Below are 21,621 nucleotides of genomic sequence, written 5' to 3'. Positions count from 1 at the left end.
TGCACGAGAGGGTCGACTCGCCCTCTCTTGCAGTGCCGGACGATAGCCGAGGCCTCCCCTTCCGTGAAGAGGCAAATGACGGCAACAACACCTGTGATTGCAAAAATATGAGCCTCCGTCATATCTTTTCGGTGTGGGCCGATCACGGAGGCGTTTCCCTGCACCCGATCTTCGCGGCCGGATCAGGCAACCGCCCGTTCCCTGCGCATCGACTGGATCTGGAGGAGTGTGTCCAGGTTCTGGTTGACGCGGCAGTAAAACTCCTCGTCGATGAACGGACGCAGCATGAAGTCGTTGCCGCCGGCCTTCAGGAACCGCGCCGAAAGCAGGCGGTTGGAAGAGGAGGAAACGCCGATGATGCGTAGCTCGTGCGAGCCGATCGAGGCGCGGATGCGGCGCGTCAGCTCGAAACCGTCGATATCGGGCATGTTGTAGTCGGTGACCATCAAGCCGATATCTCTGTTAGCCTTGAGGATCTCCAGCGCCTTTGCGCCGCTCTCGGCGGTGCTGACGCGGAAATTGTAGCGCTTCAGGCGGCTCGACAGCAGCGCGCGGGCCGTGGCGCTGTCATCGACGATCAATACATGATGGCGATGGTTGGTCAGGAACCGGCAGATCGATTCCGCCAGCAGGTCGACGGCAAAGACATTGTCCTTGAGGATGTAGTCGACAATGTCCTTGGCAAGCAGCTTGTCGCGCATGCCTTCATGGAACGTGCCGGTAAAAACGATCGTCGGGATCGACAGATCGACCAGATATTCCAGCGCCTCGCCGTTTTCGGCGCCCGGCAGGTTGATGTTGGAAATCGCCAGCGTAATCGGATCGGAAGATTTATCGTAGGAAAGCTGCAGCTCTTCGAAGCTGCGGCAAATCTCGACCTCGATATCGAAGAGTTCCTTCAGCCGCTTTCCGATCATCGACGTGAAGACGTTGGAATCTTCAGCGAGGATAATGCGCGCGCCGGCAAACATTTCTCCGGAATATTGCATCCCCGAAATACCTAGAAACGCCATGACAAACCTTTAAATGGAAATTGTGTCCCCGAACGCAACGGTTACATGAATTCATTTGAACAATTGTTAATCGAGAGGCTGCAGCCAGCTACGAAAAAGGCGGCCGATGGTGCGGCCGCCCTTTTCTTCTTCATATGCTTAAGAAACTAGAACATGGAACACGGAGCCTCAGCCACGAAGTGCTGCATTCTCCGTGTCGAACGGGCTCTCGCCGACCACGGTCGCATTGTAGGTCGTACCGAGGATCTTGATCTTCAGCTTCGTGCCTTCCTTGGCATAATCGGGCCGCAGCATGGCGAGCGCCAGCGAGCGGTTGATGCGGAAGCCGAAAGTGCCGTTGGTGGCGCGGCCGACGAGCTCGCCAGCCTCGTTATAGATCGCTTCCGAACCACGCGCATCGACGTCATTGCCGGTCTCGACGACGAGCGTGGCAAAGTTCCACTTCAGGCCCTTTTTCTTGTAGGCAAGCAAGCCCTCGCGGCCGAGGAATTCCTTTTCCGGCTTGATGAAGCGGTCGAGGCCGGATTCATAGGCATTGTACTCGATCGACATTTCGCGCGGGATCAGGCGGTAGGACTTCTCGACCGACATGGAGAGCATGGCGCGGATACCGAAAGGCTTGATACCGAATTCGGCGCCGGCCTCCATCAGCTTGTCGAAGATGTAATTCTGCATCTCGATCGGGTGATGCAGTTCCCAGCCGAGTTCGCCGACGAAGTTGACGCGCAGCGCATGGGCGCTCGCCGCACCGACCGAGATTTCCTTGCCCGAAAGCCAGGGGAAATCCTTGTTGTCGAGGCTTGTGCGCGTCAGCTTCTTCAGGACATCGCGCGACTTCGGACCGGCGAGTACGAGCACGCCCCAGGCCTGGGTGATCGGCGTGAACTTCACGCTGCCGTCTGATGGCAGCAGCTTGCGCATATAGTCGTGGTCATGCGCCTCATAGGCGCCGGCCGAGACGAGATAGAAAGTGCCGGGCGCGCTTTCATAGACGGTGAATTCCGCGCGCACGCCGCCTTCCTTGGTCAGCATGTGGCAAAGCGCGATACGGCCTCGCTTCTTCGGGATCGCATTGGCAAAGATCGATTCCAGCCATGCGCGCGCGCCGGGTCCGGTGACCAGCGCCTTGGCGAAAGCCGACATGTCGAGCACGCCGACATTCTTGTTGACGTTCATGACCTCGTTGCCGACATGCTCGAAATAATTCGAGCGGCGGAACGACCAGCGTTCCAGAATGCGGCCGTCTTCGGTCGGATCGGAATGATTGTGGTTGGTCAAAACGTCGGCGCCGACGCCGATCTGGTCTTTCGGCAGATCGTAGCCTTCGGGCGCAAACCAGTTGGCGCGTTCCCATCCGTAGACGGAGCCGAACACGGCGCCGAGCTTCTTTAGCCGGTCATAGACCGGCGTTGTCTTCAGCGGGCGGGCAGCGGCACGTTCCTCATCCGGATAGTGCATGGTGAAGACATTGGCATAGGCTTCCTCGTTCTTGGCGATGAGGTAGCCTTCCTTGGCATAGGGACCAAAGCGGCGCGGATCGACGCCCATCATGTCGACGGTCGGCTCGCCATCGACGATCCATTCGGCCAGCTGCCAGCCGGCGCCCCCGGCCGCCGTGATGCCGAAGGAATGGCCTTCGTTCAGCCAGAAATTCTTGAGACCCGGTGCGGGGCCGACGATCGGGTTGCCGTCGGGAGTATAGGCGATGGCGCCGTTATAGACCTTCTTGATGCCGACTTCGCCGAAGGCCGGCACACGGGCGATCGCCGTTTCGATATGCGGCATCAGGCGATCGAGCTCTTCCTGAAACAACTCGTATTCGCTCTCGTCGGAGGGACCGTTGACATAACAGACCGGCGCGCCCTGCTCGTAGGGGCCAAGCAGCAGCCCGCCATTTTCCTCGCGCATGTACCAGGCGCTGTCGGCTTCACGCAGCACGCCCATTTCCGGCAGGCCCTTTGCCTTGCGGGCCAGAATGTCGGGATGCGGCTCGGTGACGATATACTGGTGCTCGACCGGAATGACCGGAATGTTGATGCCGACCATCTCGCCGGTCTTGCGGGCGAAATTGCCGGTGCAGGAGATGACGTGTTCTGCGGTGATCTCGCCCTTGTCCGTCGTCACCTTCCAGAGCCCGTCTGCCTGCTGCTCGATCGCGGTGACCGTCGTGTTGCGGTAGATCGTGGCGCCGAAATCGCGGGCGCCCTTGGCGAGCGCCTGAGTAAGATCCGCCGGCTGGATATAGCCGTCATCGGGATGCTGGATTGCGCCAAGCAGGCCGTCGGTCTCACAGAGAGGCCAGATCTCCTTCACCTGCTCGGGCGTCAGGATATTGACCTTTACGCCGATCGTCTCGGCAATGCCGGCATAGTACATGAACTCGTCCCAGCGGTCTTTGGTACGGGCGAGACGGATGTTGGAGACCTGGCTGAAACCGACATTCATGCCGGTTTCCTGCTGCAGTTCCTGATAGAAGCGGACGGAATATTTATGGATCTGGCCGACCGAATAGCTCATGTTGAAGAGCGGCAAGAGGCCCGCCGCATGCCATGTCGAGCCTGATGTCAGCTCCTTGCGCTCGATGAGCACGCTGTCGCCCCAACCCTTCTTCGCAAGGTGATAGAGCGTCGAAACGCCGACCACGCCGCCGCCGATGACCACTGCCCGCGCATGTGACTTCATGGAAAATACCCTCTTCAACCGAATGTCCGGCAGCCCATACCGAACGAACCATGTCGTGAACTATGCCGCGAGGCATGCGTCACGAGAGGCCTGTTTACGACATGGGAAAAGCTTGCCGCGACGACACGCAAATAGACAAGCGTCAAAAGTCGCAAGCCTCGAAAATTCATGAAAATCGGCAGAGAACGGGCTGAAGCCGCCGTCACTTGACGACGGCGGAGCCCTTGACGATCTCGATCGTCTCGTCGCCCGAAAGCCCGATACGGTCGCCATCGGGCGTCGTCATGAAACAGCCGGAGGGGCAGACCCTTTCGGAAGCGCCGGCATCGACGACGACTTCCACGCGGTTGCCGCCTTCGGTGACGGTGAGCACCACGGGTGCCTCATCCTTGTTGGCGACGGAAGCCGCCAGCGCGAGAGGTGCGGCGGAAAGGAGAAGAAGAAATGCGACTGCGGAACGTGTCACGGTATGCGACATGGGCTTTACGCCCTCCCCTGGAGCACTCGTCGCTGCACCAGCAGCGATCGATTACATGGGGTTATAGCAGCACAGCCGTGAATGAGCGCTGAATGAGCTGTTCAGCCTTTTAACTTGCCGTCTGCCGTCTTGCCCCGCAATTGGCGCACCGGCCGCTCCTCTTCCACCATCTCGTTCCTACCGGCCTCGTCTTCGGCAATCTCGTCCTCGGGCTCGTCAGGCTTCCGGACAAGCGCCTTCTCGGCTTCTGCATTCGCCTGCCGGTGAATGGTCAGATCGCTCTGCGGCAGCGGGATCTCGATGCCCTCGGCCCGGAAGCGCTTGAGGATCTCGATCCTCAGATTGTTGCGCACCGTCAGGCCGTCACCCATGTCGGCCAGGAAGAAGCGCAGCTCGAAATCCAGCGAATAAGGTCCGAAGCGCAGGAATTCGACATGCGGCTCGGGATTGCGCAGGATCAACGGCACGGCGGCCGTCAGCTCCAGCAGAATATCCATCACCTTGCGCGGATCGGCCTCGTAGCTCACTGAAACCGGAATTTCCGAACGGCCGAGCCTGTTGCGATGCGTCCAGTTGCCGACGAGCCCGTTGATCAGATCCGAGTTCGGGACGATGATCGACTGCTTGCGGAAGGTTTCGATTTCGGTGGCGCGCACCGAAATGCGCTTGACGATGCCTTCGGCGGTGCCCGAAACGACATGGTCGCCCACCTTGAAGGGCCGCTCGACCAGCAGGATCAAGCCCGAAACGAAGTTCGACACGATATTCTGCAGGCCGAAACCGATACCGACCGAGAGCGCCGAGGCAACGAGTGCAAGGTTCGAAAGGTCGATGCCAGCAGCCGAAACGCCGAAAATCGCCGCAACGCCTACGCCCAGATAGCCGATGCCGGTCTTGACGGAATTGCGCACGCCGAGATCGACATGGCTGCGCGCCATGACATTGCTGTCGAGCCATTTCTGTACCCAGCGCGTCGCAAGATAACCTCCGGCAAAGAGCAGGATGCCGGTGAAGATGCCGAGCAGCGAAATGCTGATGCCCCCGAGCCGCACCTCTGTAAACAGCCGGTAAGCAAGCAGTTGCAGATCCTGCACATGAAAGCCCCAGAGCAGCAGGATGAGTGGAATGCCGGTCAGGAGCGCCACCGCGTAGATCAGCAGGCCGACGACCAGCCCCACCTGATCGATCGCCACCGGCCCGAGCTTGAAGCGGGTTTCCAGGAAACGGCCAAGGAACGTATCGCCGAAATTGTCCTGTCGTGAGATCGCCTTGCCGAGCAGCAGGCCGATATAGGTCGTCACGATGATGGCACTGGTGATGATGAGCTGGGTGGCGACGAAACGCGCCAGGCCCACGTAACCCGAGAGCGCCGCAAGGATGAGGCCTGCGCCGAAGACCCGCAGCAGGATCGCCATGCCGCGCGGCCAGTGGCGGCCCGGCGCATCGGGATCGCCGTTCTTGGCCAGCATCGGCTTTCCGAAGGACACGGCAATCAGGATGAGGCCGATGATCAGCGCCGCAAGCAGGCTGCGCACGACCGTCAGAACCAGCGGCGATCCCATCGCCTCGCCGACGGCACCGAAGAGATAGTCGAGCGCGTTGACGACGGCCATGGCGATCAGGCAGTAGCCGACCGAGCGGGCGCCGAGATTGGAAAGGCGCACCAGACGCCAGGACGGATCATTCGGCGCAAAGACGGCGTTGACGAAACGGCCGACGAAATAGACGAGGCCGATCGAGCCGAAAAGCGCGCCGATCACGGGCGTGATATCGCTTCTCAGCACATTGAAACCGTCGAGGAAGATCAGCGACGTCACCAGGAGCACATCGAGCGCGGCCGTGCGGATCAGCGTCGACCAGAAGGCAAAGGCAAGGCGGCTGATATAGGAAGGCTCCTCGACATTGACGTCGCGCCGCAGATACTGGCCGAAAAGCCGGTAGCCGCCGGAGAGCAGGATCAAGGCTGTCGCGAGCGACAGGAAGATCGCGGCAAAGAGCTGCAGGCTCTTGAACTTCCAGACAAAGGTGATCCAGCTCGAAAGCGTCTGGGAAAACTCGCTCGCCTCTTGGACAAAAGCGCCCGCCGCATCGTCGATGACGGAGGCGGAAATTTCGGTGCGCCGGAACAACGTATCGGCAAAGAGCTGGCGCCGTGTCGCCGTGATCACGTTGGAAAGCTTGGTGATCGCGATCGACAGGTTTTCCGCGTCTCCCGTGACGGCATTGATCTGCGAGCGTTCCGCCGTCAGCGCATTGCGCTCGTCGGTGACGATCTGCGCCTCCGGCGGCTGGCCGTCCTTCGGCGGCTCGCCAAGTTCGGCCAGGCGGCTCTTGATCTGGTCGAAACGCGGGCGCAGGCTGACGGATGTGGCGATAACGCCGCGGCCGAGTTCATCCACCTGGCCGGCAAGCTCCACGAGAGCGTCGTCGTTGTCGGCATTCTGCTTGACGCGGTCCTGCAGCGAGACAAGCTGGTTCTTCGCCTTGTCGATATCCTTCAGCGCCTGATCAAGGCCGGTATTGGCAAGCGGCGCCTCGGCCGGAGCTGCTTGGGCCGGAACTGCCTGCGTCTGCGCTGGCTGTGTCTGGGCTGGCTGGGTCTGGGCCTGAGCCGCCGGCTGCGGCGCCTGCGCGAAGGCAGCCTCCCCATCGAGATGCAGGCCGGCAACCACCAGCGATATCAGAAGAACGGTGCGAAGCAGCCAGTGTGTCAAGCGCAAGAAGCCCCCGCGTGGATTCGTCTCATGATCAAGATGACCGCTTTTATAGGAAAGAAAGGCAACAGAAAGGCGGAATTTCCGGATGATCGCTCAGAAACCGGCGCCGGGGCGCGCGAGATAAGCGAGTTCGGCCTCGCTCGACTGCCGCCCGACAATGCCATTGCGATGCGGAAAACGCCCGTAAGCGGCAATCACCGCCCGGTGGCGAAGCGCATAATCGTGGAATTCCTCATCGCCGAGCGCGGCAAAGAGCGCCACCGAACGGTCCTGCTCCACCAGATCTTCCGCATGCTCGAACGGCATGTACAGGAAGGTCCGTTTGATGCCCTCCAGCGACCGATCGGCGCCGACGGCAAGCGCAAGCTTTGCCTCGCGCAACGCGAGCCCGTCGGTCGCAAAGGCAAGCGGCGTCGCCCGGTAGATATTGCGTGGAAACTGGTCGAGCACGATGACGGCGGCAAGCCGGCTCTCGGGGCTGGAGCGCCAGTCCTCGGTCACGCTGCGGGCAAGCGACAGGTGGGTTGCGTGAAACCGCGCCCGGATTTCCTCGTCCAGTTCGGCAGTCGAGCTGAACCATTCCTTCCGGCTGCAGCGGACGAACCAGAAGTCATAGACTTCATCCGGTGTGCAGACGATATCGGTATTCATGACGGCTCTCCCAGCGTCAGCTTACAGAAAAGATCGGTCAGCTTACGGAAAAGACCAGTATCGCCCTCGTGCCGCGATGCTCCGGATCGTAGGCAAGTTCGGATTTCAGACTGCCGGCCATGGCGTTCAATATCTTCATGCCGAGACCGGTTCCCTTCACCGGATCGGACGGGTCGAACCCCTGGCCGCCATCCTCCACGATGACCCTCAGCGCATCGTCCTCCTGCTCGACAATGACATTGATCTCCCCCGGGTCGCCATCCGGATAAGCATATTTGAAGGCGTTGGTGACAAGTTCGCTGACGATCAGGCCGAGCGTGATGACCTTGTCGGTCGCAAGATTGATCGGCTGGGCGGTCAGCACTACGCGATGCGGTCGTTTCTCGTCTCGCATCGAGGCTTCGATCTCGGTCAGGAGGCTGCTCAGATATTCATCCACCTGCACCGTGCCGACCTGCCGGTTGGTGTAGAGACGACGGTGGATGCTGGCGATCGCATTGATGCGCATCTGCGTTTCCTGCAGCGCGTCGATCGCCACCTGGTCGCTGGTCATGGAGGACTGCATGCGGATCAGCGCGCCGACGAGGCCGAGGCTGTTGGCGATGCGGTGATTGACTTCGGCAAGCAGCATTTCCGCATGGTCGCGCTGCTGGCGGATGACCTCCTGCGCCTGCGCCGTTTCCCGGAGGAAGCGCGCCCGCTCCAGCACCTGTTCGAGGGCCGCGGCCAGAAGATCGAAATAGTCGGGCGAAATGCCCTTGAGAACATAGTCGTCGGCGCCGGCCTTCAGCGCTGCGACCGCAATGCTCGTATCGTCGGAGCCGGTAGCATAGATGACAGGCGGATGGTCGGGCATCGCCACGATGCGCGGCAGGATATCGAGCCCCGTCTCGGCCTCCAGGACATGATCGAGAATGACGGCGTCGATACCGCCTTCGGCAAGCAGCGTAAGGCCGGTCGCCCCGTCGCTTGCCCATTCGAGCGTAAAGCCGCGGCGGCCGAGATTCTTCTGCATCAACTGCGCGAGCGCCTCGTCGTCATCGATATAGAGGATACGGATTGGAGCGCCCGTATCACCACTGGACTCGCTCATTCTGCCTCCGGGCATTTTCCCGCAGCAATACCGGCTGTGAGGCCGCCGAGTCTTTCTGCATGCGACTGTCGTATTGCATCGAAAGGCGCGCGTAAACAGCACTTGGCCTTAGGTACGAGAAGACGCCTCATATCAGGCAGATCGAAGGAGAATGCCATCGAGAATGTCGACCCCTGCCCGGCCACGGCCGGAGCCCCTCTAAAAAAATGCGAACACGGATACTGAAAATCAGTGCCCTAAACGCAGGGGAAGGCAAATGGTTCCGCGACGGTCAGCTTTTTTGAAAGCGGCGGTGGTGAGAAACTTCGGCACCCGCATCGGCAGCAAGCTGCAGGAAGCGCAGGCAGGACAGGAAGCCGATCATGCCGACCACGAAGAAGGCCCAGCGGAAATCGCCGAGCGTAGCATCCGCCGCACCCCGAAGCCCCGAGGAAATGTTCAGCACGGCGGCCGCCACCGCAACGCCGAGCAGCATGGAAATCTGCTGCAGCATGCTCGACAGCGTCGAGGCCGAACTTCTCTGCGCCGGGCCGATATCGGCAAAGGAGAGCGTGTTGAGCGCCGTGAACTCCATCGACCGCGAAAGCCCGGCAATCAGGAGCAGCGCCGAGATGACGATCTCGGGCGTTTCCGGCGTCAGGAAACCACAGGCGACGATCGAGGCAGCGGCGATGACACCGTTGAAGAAAAGCACGTTGCGGAAGCCGAAGAACCGCAGGAGCGGCGTCGTCACCACCTTCATGCCGAGATTGCCGAGGAAATAGACCAGCAGATAGGTGCCGGCGGCCATCGAACTCAGGCCGAAACCGAGCTGGAAGAGCAGCGGCAGCAGGAACGGCGTCGCATTGACGGCGACGCGACAGGCCGTGCCCGCCGAAAGCGTCGCAATAGAGAAGGTCCGCACCTTGAAGGCGGCGAGATCGAGCAGCGGATTGGCGGCCCGCAGGAAGTGCCGCGTCGCCATGACCGAAAGCACGATGCCGGCCGCAAGCAGCGCGATGAGCGGCAGGAAGCCGCCCTGCCCTTTGACGGACAGTTCGAGCCCGGCAAGCAGCAGGGTCAGCCCCGCTGCACTCAGGAAAAAGCCCTTGATGTCGAGCGGTCCGACGCGTTCCTCGCGCTGCTCCGGCACGAAGCGCAGCACCAGCGCAATGCCGATAATGCCGATCGGAATGTTGATCAGGAAGTTCCAGTGCCAGCTGGCATAGGTGGTGATGAAGCCGCCGAGCACGGGGCCGACGACAGGCGCCGTCAGCGCCGGCCAGGTGATCAGCGCGATCGCCTGCACCAGCTCGGACTTGCGGGCGTTCTTCAGCACGATGATGCGCCCGACCGGCGTCATCAGCGCGCTGCCCACCCCCTGCACCGCGCGCGCAATAACGAATTCGGTGAGGCTTCCCGACAGGCCGCAGAACAATGATGCCACGGCGAAGACGGCAATCGACATCAGAAAGACGCGCCGCGCCCCAAACCGGTCGCCGAGCCAGCCGGAAAGCGGAATGAAGGCCGACATGGTGAGCATATAGACAGTGATGCCGATGCTCATAGCGACCGGCTGCACACCGAAGCTCGTCGCCATCTGCGGCAGCGAAGTGGTGACTATCGTACCGTCGAGGATCTGCATGAAGAAGGAAACGGCAACGACCAGCGCTACGATCTTCGCCTGGCGGGCGCTCGCCGCCTCATCTGTGTTCTCACTCGTCTGAACTGCAGTCATCGATCTGCCAAATGCGAATTCCGGATTGCGCGGGAAAAGGCGGGAGAACCGACAGGGCAAGCCGCGCGGAGGGATACAGTCTGCATACGCCCCTTATGCCGGATCGGAAAGGTCAAATGCCGCCAGGTCCGAGACTTTTGTCAACATGCTCGGCAACAATCCCAGATCAGCGGCCAACAGCCGTTTCAATCGGCTTGGCGGTCACGCTTGCCGCCGAAAGCCTGCCGAGTTCCGACCTGCGGCTGGCGGTATCGAGTTCGGAGAAATCGTCGGGCAACTCGGACGTAACCTCGCCCTGCACCACGCAGTCGATCATGAACATCGGCCTGCGCTTATGCTCCTGCACGAGGCGCCCGACATATTCGCCGAGCGTGCCGAGCGCGATGAGCTGGATGGCGCTCAAAGCGGAAATAGCCGCCATGATGCTCGACCAGCCGGTGATGACATTGCCCTCGAACCATTGCACGAGCGTATAGATCAGCAGCCCCACGGCGAAGACCGCCGAGATCAGCCCCATCCAGGCGCTGACACGCAGCGGAATGATCGAGAAGCTGGTGATCGCATCGATCGCGAAGCGGATCATCTTCTTCAGCGGATATTTCGTCGAGCCGGCATAGCGGGCATCGCGTGTATAACGCAGCGCCACCTGCCTGCCTCCGATCCAGCTTACCATGCCGCGGATGAAACGATGCCGCTCCGGCATGTTGAGAAGGATATGGACGATGCGCGCCTTCATCAGCCGGAAATCGCCGGTGTCTTGCGGGATCGAAATGGATGTCAGCCGCGTCAGCAGCCGGTAGAAGACCGAGGCGGTGATGAGCTTGAACTTCGTCTCGCCCTTGCGCTCGCTCCGCTGCCCGTAAACAACATCGGCGCCCTGATCCATGATCGCCATCATCTCGGAAAGCAGCTCCGGCGGATCCTGAAGATCGGCGTCGATGAGCAGCACGCGCTCGCCGCGCGCCACCGCAAGGCCCGAGGTCGCCGCAAGCTGGTGGCCGTGATTGCGCAGAAGCTTGACGCCGAGTACCTGCGGAATGTCTGCCGCAAGCCCCGATATGACGCTCCACGTACCATCGCTGGAGCCGTCGTCGACGAGGACGATCTCGAAGGATTGGCCGGCAACCGCCTCCGCCGCTGCCCGCGCCCGCCGGCAGAACTCGTTCAGCCCCTCGGCCTCATTGTAACAGGGCGCGACGATGGAAAGCCTGATCTTCACACCACCGTCATCAACGGATTTGCCCATTTCCACCGAATCTCCCAATCCCCGCAGGAAAGCATGCCCAATCGCCCGAGGGCACATAAGGCAGAGCACCCCTGCCCTGTCTGCTGAAACCTGCGCCTCCGGCAATGGTTTGATATCATGCACCTGCTTTGCATATCCTAAAGACAAAGCCTCAAATGGATCGCGAAGCATGAGCGCAGGGAGGCGTCATGCAGAATGCAGCACCCGATCTCGGCCGCAGGGCCGCCGAAGCCAACGCCGAGTTTCTCGTGGCTCTCGCCGTCATGGTCTTCCTGGCGGCAGGCACGCTCGCTTATTGGCAGGGCTGGCTCTTCCTCGCCACCTTCGCCGCCTGGTCGGCCGGATCATCGGCCTATTTCTACTATCGCGACCCGGCACTTCTGGAAAAGCGCATGCGCGCCGGGCCGGCCGCCGAAACGGAACCGGTGCAGAAGCGCATCCAGCTCTTCACCAGCGTCGTGATGATCGCCCTCATCCTGGTTTCGGTACTCGATTACCGCTTCGGCTGGTCGACCGTTCCCGTATGGGCGGTGATTTCAGGCAATCTGCTGATCTCGGCAGGCTTCGCTTCCTTCGTGGTCGTCCTCAGGGAAAACTCCTTCGCCTCGGCAACGATCCAGATCTCAGAGGACCAGAAGGTCGTCTCCACAGGGCCTTACGCGTTGGTGCGCCACCCCATGTACGCCGCCGTCCTGCCGCTCACGTCAGGCATTCCGCTCGCCCTCGGTTCCTGGTGGGGGCTCGTGATCGTGCCGCTGATTTTCGTCGGTCTGATCCTGCGCCTCCTGGACGAGGAAGGCCACTTGCGCCGCGACCTGCCCGGCTATCAGGATTATTGCCTCAAGGTAAGATACCGGCTGGTTCCCGGCATTTGGTGACGGAACGCCCTGCACTCACGCAGCTCGTAACGGGTCGATCTATCAAGAATCCTCACCTTCTTCGCCTGAAGCACACCAACTAGAGATCAATTCAACCCACATAGACACGCAACAGTTGAAGTGCGAAGATGGAATATATAGGATTCGTTGGAAGTCATTCAGCGGGAATTATGGATGGCAACACAAGGTAAATCACCGCCGCCAGGCTGGGGCGAAGACACACTATCGAAATACATTCAAGGATTCCGCGACAATCAATGGGCAACTTTCCATAAAAAGCGCCCACAGCTCGCTGACTTGATAGTCCTCGACCGGCTCTTCGAACAGTTATTGAAGGGAGCGAAAAATCCGTCGCCATTTATGCCAATGGCTTTTTTGCTACGCGCTCACTCCGCATATCGTGCCGCAGCCGGCCTGGTTATAGGCGGTCAGCTCTATGAGGCTCAAGCGCTTCTCCGGCTTTGTCTTGAGCACGCTTCTTATGGCTTCTTTATCAACGGGGATCAAGAACGTTGGAAACGCTGGATGAATCGCAATGAAAGCGAGAAAGCTAAGAAAGCTGTCCGCGAAGAATTCACATCAGGCGCAATCAAACGCGCCATAAAAAGGGCCGATAGGAAGATCGGCGAGCATTTCGAAACATTGTACGAACGCCTAATCGACTTCGGAGCTCATCCAAACGAGCATGGTTTTTCCATGAGCACGCGCCTCAAGGAGGAACCCGGCGAAACCCATATGTTGACCATCTACTTACATGACGATGGGTTGCCGCTTGATTTCGCTCTTAAGACAACGGCGCAAGTGGCCATCTGTGTCCTACAGATCGCTTTTATTTTATATCCGACACGTATGGAACTACAGGGCATTCGGCACGAACTAGACCAGGTCACGATCCGATACTGAGCCGAGTGGCTTATCATCAAAAATCGCCCTACACTCACGCCGGCTCGTACCGGCTGACCTCCAGCCCCGATCCGACAGGCAACAGCACGCTGGTGATGCCGGGCCTGGTTCTGATAGCCCGGGCATAGATCTTCACGTCTTCGGTGGCAGGATAAATCATGTTGTCGGCAACGATGATCGCGCCGGCATTGAGCTTCGGATAGAAGGCTTCGAGGCACGGCAGATAGAGATCCTTCCAGAGATCGACGAGCACGAAATCCACCTTGCCCCGCAGTTCGCGGATCATGGCGACCGCATCGCCCACCCGGAAATCTATATGCTCGGCAAGCCCGGCTGTCTCCGCCATCGCCTGTGCATAGGCGGATTTATAGCCATGCACTTCCATGGTGATCACCCGCCCGCCGGTCGCCCGCGCGGCCTCTGCAAGCCAGATGCCGGAATAACCGAAGGAGGTGCCGAGTTCGAGAATCGTCGGCGCCGTCAGGCTGCGGACGAGAATATTGAGAAACCGCCCAGTCTCCGGCCCGACTGCCCGCATCCGCTGATCCTGCCCGCCATCGCGTCCTCCCGGCGCCTCCGGACGCGGATCGCGGCGCTCCTCATCGATTCGCCGGTGATAGGAATGCAGAACATCGAGAACTTTCTCATCCAGCCGATGTTCGCCGACCAAGGTGGCATGGTCCTGCTTATCATTGCGCATCGACATTCCTCCAGGGTTCGGCCAGCGGCGGCAGATGCCGCGGCAGTGACCTCGGCCCACGAGTTAAATACCGAGCGAGATTTCCGGCAAGCGCAGAATGATGAAGACAAGGCCGCCGATGATTCCCGCTTGCAGGATCATCGGAATCAGAAAACCCGAACAAGCCGACAAGCCCTTGGTATTAAAGGCTTTATCTGCGACGTCCATTCTCTTTGAAAGAGAAATTGGTGGGTGATGTAGGGCTCGAACCTACGACCCGCTGATTAAGAGTCAGCTGCTCTACCAACTGAGCTAATCACCCGTACCGTGCTTGGCTGCGCGGTGTGACGGGGCATATAAATAGGATCGTCCGGCTTGTCTAGCGCCCTGTCGAAAATTCTTTGGTTAATTGCGAAGTTTTTTTGTCAGGGGCCGGAAATGCAATGAAATCAAAGGTCGAGCGTGCCGGTCGCAATCCGAACCGCCTGGCCGCCGATCCGGGCATTCGAAATGGTCCCGCCTTCGATATCCATATGTAGATGAATGAAGGACGGGCGGCCCATCTCCACGCCTTGCTCGATGAGAACAGGGTAATGCCCATCCGTCAGCCGGTCGAAATGGTTGATCGCGCCGGAGAGAGCGGCCGCCGCCGAGCCGGTGGCCGGATCCTCGGAAATGCCCATGCCGCTTGCAAACATGCGAGCATGGAACTTGGCGACATGGTTCACGCCGCCGCGACAGTAGATATAGGCCGAGGCGAGCGCGCCATCGACGAAGGGCACGGTCTTTTCCCAGAGCTGCGGATCGAATTCCATCCGCCTGGCCGCACCGACGTCGTGGACCGGCACCATGAGGAAGGGAACGCCGGCGCTCCAGATCGAGGGCACGTGATTCTCGAAGCCGATCTCGGTCGTCTTCAGCGACAGCGCGTCGGCGATGCCGGCCTTGTCGAGCGAAAGCAGGATCTGCTGGGATTTGCGCGGCAGGTCGAATTCGGCAAAGCTCGCCTCGCCTTCCCGGAGCCTGACGGCGCAGCGCACCGGGCCGACATTTTCCTCCAGCACCGAAACGAGGTCGAGTGATCCTGCCCCATGCGCCTTCTCCGCCAGCGCAATCGCCGTACCGACCGTGGGATGGCCGGCAAAGGGCAATTCACGGCCGGGCGTGAAGATGCGGATCCGCGCCGTATAGGCGGGATTATCGGCTTGCTGCACGAAAACCGTCTCGGACAGGTTCATTTCGCTGGCGATCGCCTGCATGGCGGCATCGCCAAGTCCCTCGCCGTCGAAGATCACAGCCAGCGGATTGCCGGCAAGCTTGGTGTCGGTGAACACGTCATAGACGCTGTAGCTCAACGCCACATCGGCCTCCTTGAATCGGTCATCGAACCGCCAACCTGCCCGACAGCACACGCAAGTGCAAGCTTCAGGCCTACTTGCCCGCGAAATACCAGTCGATGATCGGCAGCATCGCGGCATTGTAAGGCTGAGCTTTCGGATCGGCCGTGCGGATCGCGACCGCGCCCGATATTTCCTTGTCCTCGGCAACCAGCATGTGCCGGCCAATGAAATCGACCATCTCATCGGCCGTCATATCGAAGCGGAAGAGCTTGAAAATCGAAACCGAGCGGCGGATGTGGCTGGCATGCAACCCCTCGCCCGCAACGGCATCGGCAAGATCGAGGCCCGTCTCCTCCATCACTTCGCGGGCCATGTTGCTGTCGATATCGCAACGTCCGTCAACGACATCCTCGGGCTCCAGCGAACCGGCGGCGAAATAGACCTGGCCGGGATTGGCCGTATGCTCCCCCATGCGGATCGCGACCAGCGCGCCATCCGATGATTCGAGCACGGGATAGGCGAAGAGATGGATGGCGCCCTTCCGCTCCGGCTGCCTGCGCCACCACATGAAGGTCGAGAAGGGAACGGTGTGAGCCTCGCTCGCAATCCCGTCTTCGGAAAGCTTCAGCCGGTGCTGCAGCACCATGCGGCCATCGAAGAGCGCCGGATTGACGGCGATTTCCCGTTCCCAGTTCTCGCGGATCGACGCCCTGTTGGCAGTCAGCAGCGGATGATCGCCGTCAAGTACGCGCAGATTGGTGCCGGCGATCGGAAAAACCGTCTGTTCCGGCGGAAAGGCTGAAAGATCTTCTGAAAAATTTGGTGTCATAGGAGATCCAATGTCATGACGACGGGGCAATGGTGGGATGCCTTCGGCCTGTCCCACCCGGTACGCGGGTAGCGCTCCACCTCCTGCCCCGGCGGGTGAAATCGAAGCGGGTCAGCAGGTTCTCGACATTGAAAGTGGCAAGGCGAAGCGACATCAGGCATTCCCGGTTGGCATCAAAGATACAACTAAAGACGAAAGAGCGCCTCGCAAAGCCCTGTTTGTCCCTCAAAGCCGCCAGCCGTTCCGGATGACGACATGTACCATCTCATCAGGCACGACGGCCACGCGGCTGTAGGCACGCAGTGCCTGGCCGTTGCCGAGCATCAGCTTCACGGCATAACGCTCACCCTCGAAGAGCGCGGATTCGACGGTCGCAGGAGCCCCCTCGCCGCCGATGATGACATCTTCCGGCCGCACCAGAATATCGACGCCATCGGTATTGGCGGCATGCAGCGCGCCCTCCAACTCGTCCCATTCGAGCTGCCGTTCGCCGCCCATGACCGGCAGCGTAACGATCGCGCCGCGGCCGATCAGCCCGCCGACCATGCGCCCCTCCGGCCGCGCATAGATTTCCGCCGGCGGCGCCACCTGCAGCAGCCGCCCCTCGGACATGACGGCGACGTCGGTTGCGAGCGCCATCGCCTCGCTCTGGTCATGCGTCACATAGATCATCGTGGCACCCGAGCGCTGATGGAACTCGCGGAAGGTTTCTTCCATCTCCTGTTTCAGATGCCGGTCGAGATTGGCGAGCGGCTCGTCGAGCAGCACGACATCGGGCGAGGTCACCAGACAGCGGGCAAGCGCCACGCGCTGCCGCTGGCCGCCGGAGAGATCGGCCGGCCGCCGCTCGGCATAATCGACGAGGCGCACGGTCGACAGTGCGTCACGCACCTTGGCCTTATAAGCTTCGCCGGAGATGCCGCGCACCTTCAGCGGATAGCCGACATTGTCGGCGACACTCATATGCGGCCAGAGCGCATAGGACTGGAAGACCATCGCCATGTTGCGCCTTTCCGGCGGCAGCGATTGCGCGGCGTCCGCGAGCAGCCGCTCGCCGAGATGGATGGAACCGTCGCTCGGCGTCTCGAAGCCGGCAATCATGCGCAGCACCGTGGTCTTGCCGCAGCCCGACGGGCCGAGCAGCGCCAGGAAGCCGCCCTCGCGTACATCGAGCGAAAAGCCGCTGACAACAGCCCTGCCCGTACCGAAATCCTTGGCCACCTGATTGAGGATCAGCTTCGCCACGGCACCACTCCCTTGGGCAGACGTTTCACCAGAAGCTCCAGAAGCAGCATCATGGCGACGACCATGAAGACGACGAGCACCGACAGTGCCGAGGCAAGATCGGAACTGCCGCTGTCATCGAGATTGTAGATGGCGACCCCGAGCGTCTGCGTACCCGCCGACCAGAGCAGCGCCGAGATCGTCAGCTCGTTGCAGGCGATCAGGAAAACGAGGATGACCGAGGCGCCTGCCGCCGGCGCAATCAGCGGCACGATGATATCCTTGAGCCGCCGGAAGAAGCCGGCGCCGGACAGCCGAGCCGCCTCCTCCAGCGCCGGATCGAGCTGGTGGAAGGCGCTGACCACAGGCTTCAGGCTGACGGCGAAGAAGGAGGAGAAATAGGCAATGAGGATGATCCAGACCGTGCCGTAAAGCGTCACGTTCAGCACCGGGATCGGCGCCGCAAAGACCAGGATGAAACACACTGCCATGACGATACCGGGCAGCGAATAGGGTATTTCGACAAGGCTGGAGACGACACGCGACAGCATATCCTTGCGCCGCGTCAGCGCATAGGCAGCCAGCACCGTGACGAACAGCAAGCCGACTGCAGCCCCGCTTGCGAGCGACAGCGAATTGACGAAAGCCGTGCGCGTCACCGCCTGCCGGAAGAGGATTTCCTCGAAAGCATGAAACGTCATGGTCTTGAAAGTCAGCGGCACGCCGTAAGCCGGCACCAGTGCGCCCGCCACCAACGCAAAGAAGGGTGCCACCAGCATGAAGAACAGCACGATCCACAGCAGCGGCGTGAAAATGAGCTTCCACCCGCCGAGTTCGAAGGCCGCCGTTGCGCCCGACAGACCGATGACGCGATAGTCACGCCCACGCAACGCCCGATCCTGAATGGCAAGTCCGGCGACCGAGATCAGCGCGATGATGGCAGAAAGCAGCGCCACATCGCCAAAGGTGCGGCCGGTGAAGGCCGTGAACTTGGAAAAGATCAGCGTCGGCAGCGTGAAGATCGAGGCGGGAATGCCGAGAATGGCCGGAATGCCGAAGTTACCGGTGCAGGAAACGAAGGAAATTGCCGCTCCCGCTATGACACCCGGCAACGACAGCGGCAGGATGATATCGCGAAAGACACGGAGACTCGATGCGCCTGATAGCCTTGCCGCCTCCACCCCGTCGCGCGGTAGGGTCATCAGCCCTGCCCTCAGCGCCAGATAGACGAGCGGCGCATGCTGCACGCCATAGAGCAGCGCAATACCAGCAACCGAATAAAGCGGCTGCGGCGACCCCAGCGGCGGGGCGATATGCAGCGCCTTCAGAAGCGGGCTCGACGGCCCCGACATCTGCACCCAGGCAAGGGCCGTCACCTGTGGCGGGATCATCATCGGCAGCACGAAGAAGAAACTGAGCGGTCTCTTGGCCGGAATATCCGTCAGTGTCAGCAGATAGGCGAAGGTGCAGCCGATGACGAGCGAGATGATCGTGCCGATGACAGCCGTGACGATGGTGTAATAGACCGCCGACCAGACCATGGGATCGGACAGAACCACCATGACGCCGCCATTGGCAAAGGCGGAAATGCCGACGACCGCGAGCCGCGCCAAGGGCAGCACGCTGAGGAAAAGAACCACCGATACAATAAAAGGAAACAGCCAGACGGGCTGGCTGCTTCTTGCACGTACATAACCCTGCATGGGTCTATTATTTCGAACCGAACAGATCCGTAAAGGTCTTCAGGTCCTTATCCGTATTCTTGAGTGCTTCGGCGGCATTGATCGGCAGAACCTTGATCGTGTCGCGTGCCGGGAAACCGGCGGGCAGCTTCATGCCGTTGCGGGCCGGGATATAGCCGAGCTTCAGGAAGCCTTCCTGGCCCTTTTCGGAGAGAACGTAATCGACGAACTTCTTGGCGGCATCGGCATTCTTGGCGCTGGCAAGAATACCGACCGGCTCGGTCACGGCCGAAACGCCTTCGCTCGGGAAGACGAACTCGACCGGGGCGCCCTTGGCCTTCTCGCGGATCGGCAGGTAATCGACGACCATGCCGTAAGCCTTTTCGCCCGAAGCAACGGACTTCAGGACGACACCGTTGCCGCCGGAGGCGACCGCAGCATTATCGGCGAGCGACTTGTAGAAATCCCAGCCGAGACCGGGAACGGCAGCCAGCGTCTGGGCATGGATCAGAGCAGCGCCCGAAGCGAGCGGACTCGGCATCGTCACGAGGCCCTTCGCTTCCGGCTTGGCAAGATCCTTCCAGCTCGTCGGCTTCATGGCGGCGGACGTGTTGTACATGATGCCGGTCGTGATCAGCTTCGTGGAATAGTAGTAGCCGCCGGCGTCGTAGAGAGCGGCGTCGTAGTTTGCTGCTTCCGGCGACTTGTAGGCGAGCAGCTTGCCGTCTTCCTTGAGGCGCTCGAGCGTGACGACATCGGCGATCAGCAGAACGTCGGCAACCGGGTTACCGGCCTGAATTTCAGCCTGCAGCTTCGCCATGATCTTCGGCGTGCCGTCGCGCACCCAGTCGACCTTGATATCGGGGTTTGCGGCCATGAAGCCGTCGACGGTTGCCTGCGCATCTTCGTTCGGCTGGCTGGTGTAGAGAACGAGGTTGGCAGCCGAAGCCGGGATAGCGAGAAGGCTCGCGGCGAGAAGGGCTGCGGCGGAGACTAGCGTTTTCATGGAAGGAATCCTCGGATTGCGATGCCCCTCCCATATTAGGGGCGTTTTACAAAGGTATGACAGGTCACCACAGCCATGGCACCGCTGTCGATCGCGCCGGAAATCTTTGGATTCGCCGAAAATACCAGTCTTTTTGCGGCTGGATTCGTGGGCCGAGCCGGCTTCACGCAGCGAAGCGCATTTTGCTGTCAAAAGAACCCCGATCTCTTCGTCTTTACCGGACCGGCTGTTTATGCTCGCGCGGGCGTCAGCGAAGGCGTAAATTCACGCAGGCGTGAACGCCCCGCGGCTTGTCTCGGCACGGCATTGCGGTACGTCACTCAGGCCATTTTCATGAGGAGGAATTTCAATGGAATATCGTTTGCTCGGCCGTTCCGGCCTGAAAGTTTCCACTGTGACCATGGGTACGATGACCTTCGGCGGCCTCGGCTGGGCAAAGACGGTCGGCGATCTCGGCGTGCAGGAAGCCCGCCGCATGGTCGATATCTGCCTCGATGCCGGCGTCAACCTGATCGATACCGCCAATGTCTATTCCAACGGTGAGTCCGAGCGCATCGTCGGCGAAGTGCTCGGCGGCAAGCGCCCTGATGGAGTGCTGCTTGCCACCAAGGCCCGCTTCGGCATGGGCGAAGGGCCGAACGACCGCGGCCTGTCGCGTTACCACCTGATCCGCGAGTGCGAGGCAAGCCTCCAGCGCATGAAGACCGATGTCATCGACCTCTACCAGGTCCATGAATGGGACGGTCAGACGCCGCTCGAAGAAACGATGGAAGCGCTCGATACCCTGATCAAGCAGGGCAAGGTGCGCTACGTCGGCTGTTCGAACTATTCCGGCTGGCACATCATGAAGGCGCTCGGTATCGCCAACGAATACAAGTACCAGCGCTTCGTCAGCCAGCAGATCCACTACACGCTGGAAGCCCGTGACGCCGAATATGAACTGCTGCCGATTTCCATCGACCAGGGTCTCGGCGTGCTCGTCTGGAGCCCGCTTGCCGGCGGCCTGCTCTCCGGCAAGCATCGCCGCAACGCGGCCGCCCCCGAGGGCACCCGCCAGTTCGCCGGCTGGACCGAACCACCGATCCGCGACGAAAACCGCCTCTGGAACATCGTCGAGACGCTGGTGGCGATCGGTCAGGAACGCGGCGTTTCCGCAGCCCAGGTGGCGCTTGCCTGGCTGATCGGCCGCAAGGCGGTCACATCGGTCATCATCGGCGGCCGCACCGAAGCGCAATTCAAGGACAATCTCGCCGCCGCTGAACTGAAGCTTTCGGATGACGAGCGCAAACGCCTCGATGATGTCAGCGTGCCGCCGGTCCTCTATCCCTATTGGCACCAGCTCAACACCGCCAATGAGCGGCTGAGCGAAGCCGACATGGAACTCTTCGCGCCGCACCTGAAGAAGTAAGCTCTCCAAAGCGTTGCATGGCGGAAGGTCAGCGTCACAAAAGATGCATTTCCGCCATGCTATCCTGATACCTCG

18 protein-coding genes and 1 tRNA gene are annotated in these 21,621 nt (G+C 60.7%); 3 read left to right on the top strand and 16 right to left on the bottom strand.

All coding sequences use genetic code 11. From position 1 onward, the window contains the following. Positions 1-182 precede the first annotated feature (182 nt). The 8 genes from FHT82_RS28535 to FHT82_RS28500 form a co-directional block, all read right to left on the bottom strand. Positions 183-1,013, bottom strand: coding sequence for a response regulator (locus FHT82_RS28535; protein ID WP_183736074.1), 831 nt, complete (start codon positions 1,011-1,013; stop codon positions 183-185). A gap of 168 nt (positions 1,014-1,181) precedes the next feature. Then, positions 1,182-3,695 (bottom strand): FAD-dependent oxidoreductase, encoded by a 2,514-nt coding sequence (locus FHT82_RS28530; protein WP_183736073.1) that lies wholly within the window; start codon positions 3,693-3,695, stop codon positions 1,182-1,184. A 202-nt stretch (positions 3,696-3,897) separates the two neighbouring features. Continuing rightward, positions 3,898-4,173, bottom strand: a complete 276-nt coding sequence (locus FHT82_RS28525; RefSeq protein ID WP_183736072.1) for a hypothetical protein — start codon at positions 4,171-4,173, stop codon at positions 3,898-3,900. A 101-nt stretch (positions 4,174-4,274) separates the two neighbouring features. Next, the gene (locus FHT82_RS28520) at positions 4,275-6,893 is read right to left on the bottom strand and encodes a mechanosensitive ion channel family protein (RefSeq protein ID WP_183736071.1); all 2,619 of its coding nucleotides are present in this window, start codon (positions 6,891-6,893) and stop codon (positions 4,275-4,277) included. Positions 6,894-6,983: 90 nt separating this feature from the next. After that, positions 6,984-7,541, bottom strand: a complete 558-nt coding sequence (locus tag FHT82_RS28515) for a DUF924 family protein (protein WP_183736070.1) — start codon at positions 7,539-7,541, stop codon at positions 6,984-6,986. Between the two features lie 37 nt (positions 7,542-7,578). Further along, positions 7,579-8,634 carry a response regulator gene (locus FHT82_RS28510; protein WP_183736069.1) on the bottom strand — a complete coding sequence of 352 codons (1,056 nt, stop codon included), beginning with the start codon at positions 8,632-8,634 and terminating at the stop codon, positions 7,579-7,581. A 271-nt stretch (positions 8,635-8,905) separates the two neighbouring features. Continuing rightward, positions 8,906-10,351 (bottom strand): MFS transporter, encoded by a 1,446-nt coding sequence (locus FHT82_RS28505; protein WP_183736068.1) that lies wholly within the window; start codon positions 10,349-10,351, stop codon positions 8,906-8,908. A 166-nt stretch (positions 10,352-10,517) separates the two neighbouring features. Continuing rightward, positions 10,518-11,597, bottom strand: a complete 1,080-nt coding sequence (locus FHT82_RS28500; protein ID WP_183736067.1) for a glycosyltransferase family 2 protein — start codon at positions 11,595-11,597, stop codon at positions 10,518-10,520. Between the two features lie 188 nt (positions 11,598-11,785). Here FHT82_RS28500 and FHT82_RS28495 point away from each other — a divergent pair, with 188 nt between their 5' ends. Together FHT82_RS28495 and FHT82_RS28490 are read left to right on the top strand one after the other, a co-directional pair. Next, positions 11,786-12,475, top strand: a complete 690-nt coding sequence (locus FHT82_RS28495) for an isoprenylcysteine carboxylmethyltransferase family protein (protein ID WP_183736066.1) — start codon at positions 11,786-11,788, stop codon at positions 12,473-12,475. A gap of 174 nt (positions 12,476-12,649) precedes the next feature. Next, a complete protein-coding gene (locus tag FHT82_RS28490) occupies positions 12,650-13,378 on the top strand; it encodes a hypothetical protein (protein WP_183736065.1) in 729 nt (242 codons plus the stop codon). A gap of 34 nt (positions 13,379-13,412) precedes the next feature. On the opposite strand, the gene FHT82_RS28485 is transcribed toward FHT82_RS28490, so the two are convergent. The 8 genes from FHT82_RS28485 to FHT82_RS28450 form a co-directional block, all read right to left on the bottom strand. Beyond that, a complete protein-coding gene (locus FHT82_RS28485) occupies positions 13,413-14,030 on the bottom strand; it encodes a DUF1442 domain-containing protein (protein WP_210276943.1) in 618 nt (205 codons plus the stop codon). 111 nt (positions 14,031-14,141) lie between these two features. Then, complete coding sequence (locus FHT82_RS28480; protein WP_183736063.1) at positions 14,142-14,285, bottom strand: hypothetical protein; 144 nt, start codon at positions 14,283-14,285, stop codon at positions 14,142-14,144. Positions 14,286-14,303: 18 nt separating this feature from the next. Continuing rightward, positions 14,304-14,379, bottom strand: a tRNA-Lys gene (locus FHT82_RS28475). A 127-nt stretch (positions 14,380-14,506) separates the two neighbouring features. Beyond that, positions 14,507-15,418 (bottom strand): PhzF family phenazine biosynthesis protein, encoded by a 912-nt coding sequence (locus tag FHT82_RS28470; RefSeq protein ID WP_183736062.1) that lies wholly within the window; start codon positions 15,416-15,418, stop codon positions 14,507-14,509. 70 nt (positions 15,419-15,488) lie between these two features. After that, positions 15,489-16,226 (bottom strand): NUDIX hydrolase, encoded by a 738-nt coding sequence (locus FHT82_RS28465; RefSeq protein WP_183736061.1) that lies wholly within the window; start codon positions 16,224-16,226, stop codon positions 15,489-15,491. A gap of 225 nt (positions 16,227-16,451) precedes the next feature. Next, positions 16,452-17,471: an ABC transporter ATP-binding protein gene (locus FHT82_RS28460; protein ID WP_183736060.1), complete on the bottom strand. Its 1,020-nt coding sequence runs from the start codon at positions 17,469-17,471 to the stop codon at positions 16,452-16,454. After that, on the bottom strand, positions 17,459-19,153 hold the full coding sequence (locus tag FHT82_RS28455; RefSeq protein ID WP_183736059.1) for an iron ABC transporter permease: 1,695 nt from the start codon (positions 19,151-19,153) through the stop codon (positions 17,459-17,461). The genes FHT82_RS28460 and FHT82_RS28455 overlap by 13 nt, the downstream gene beginning before the upstream one ends. 7 nt (positions 19,154-19,160) lie before the next feature. Then, positions 19,161-20,138: an ABC transporter substrate-binding protein gene (locus FHT82_RS28450; protein WP_183736058.1), complete on the bottom strand. Its 978-nt coding sequence runs from the start codon at positions 20,136-20,138 to the stop codon at positions 19,161-19,163. Between the two features lie 349 nt (positions 20,139-20,487). Between FHT82_RS28450 and FHT82_RS28445 the strand changes: the two genes are divergently transcribed. Then, entirely contained in the window at positions 20,488-21,546 is a 1,059-nt protein-coding gene (locus FHT82_RS28445; protein WP_183736057.1) for an aldo/keto reductase, read from the top strand. The last annotated feature ends 75 nt before the right edge of the window (positions 21,547-21,621 follow it).

This window comes from Rhizobium sp. BK275 (assembly GCF_014193555.1).
Taxonomy (GTDB): domain Bacteria; phylum Pseudomonadota; class Alphaproteobacteria; order Rhizobiales; family Rhizobiaceae; genus Rhizobium.
The sequence above is the reverse complement of the archived record's forward strand: the minus strand, read 5'-3'. Positions and strand labels throughout refer to the sequence as shown.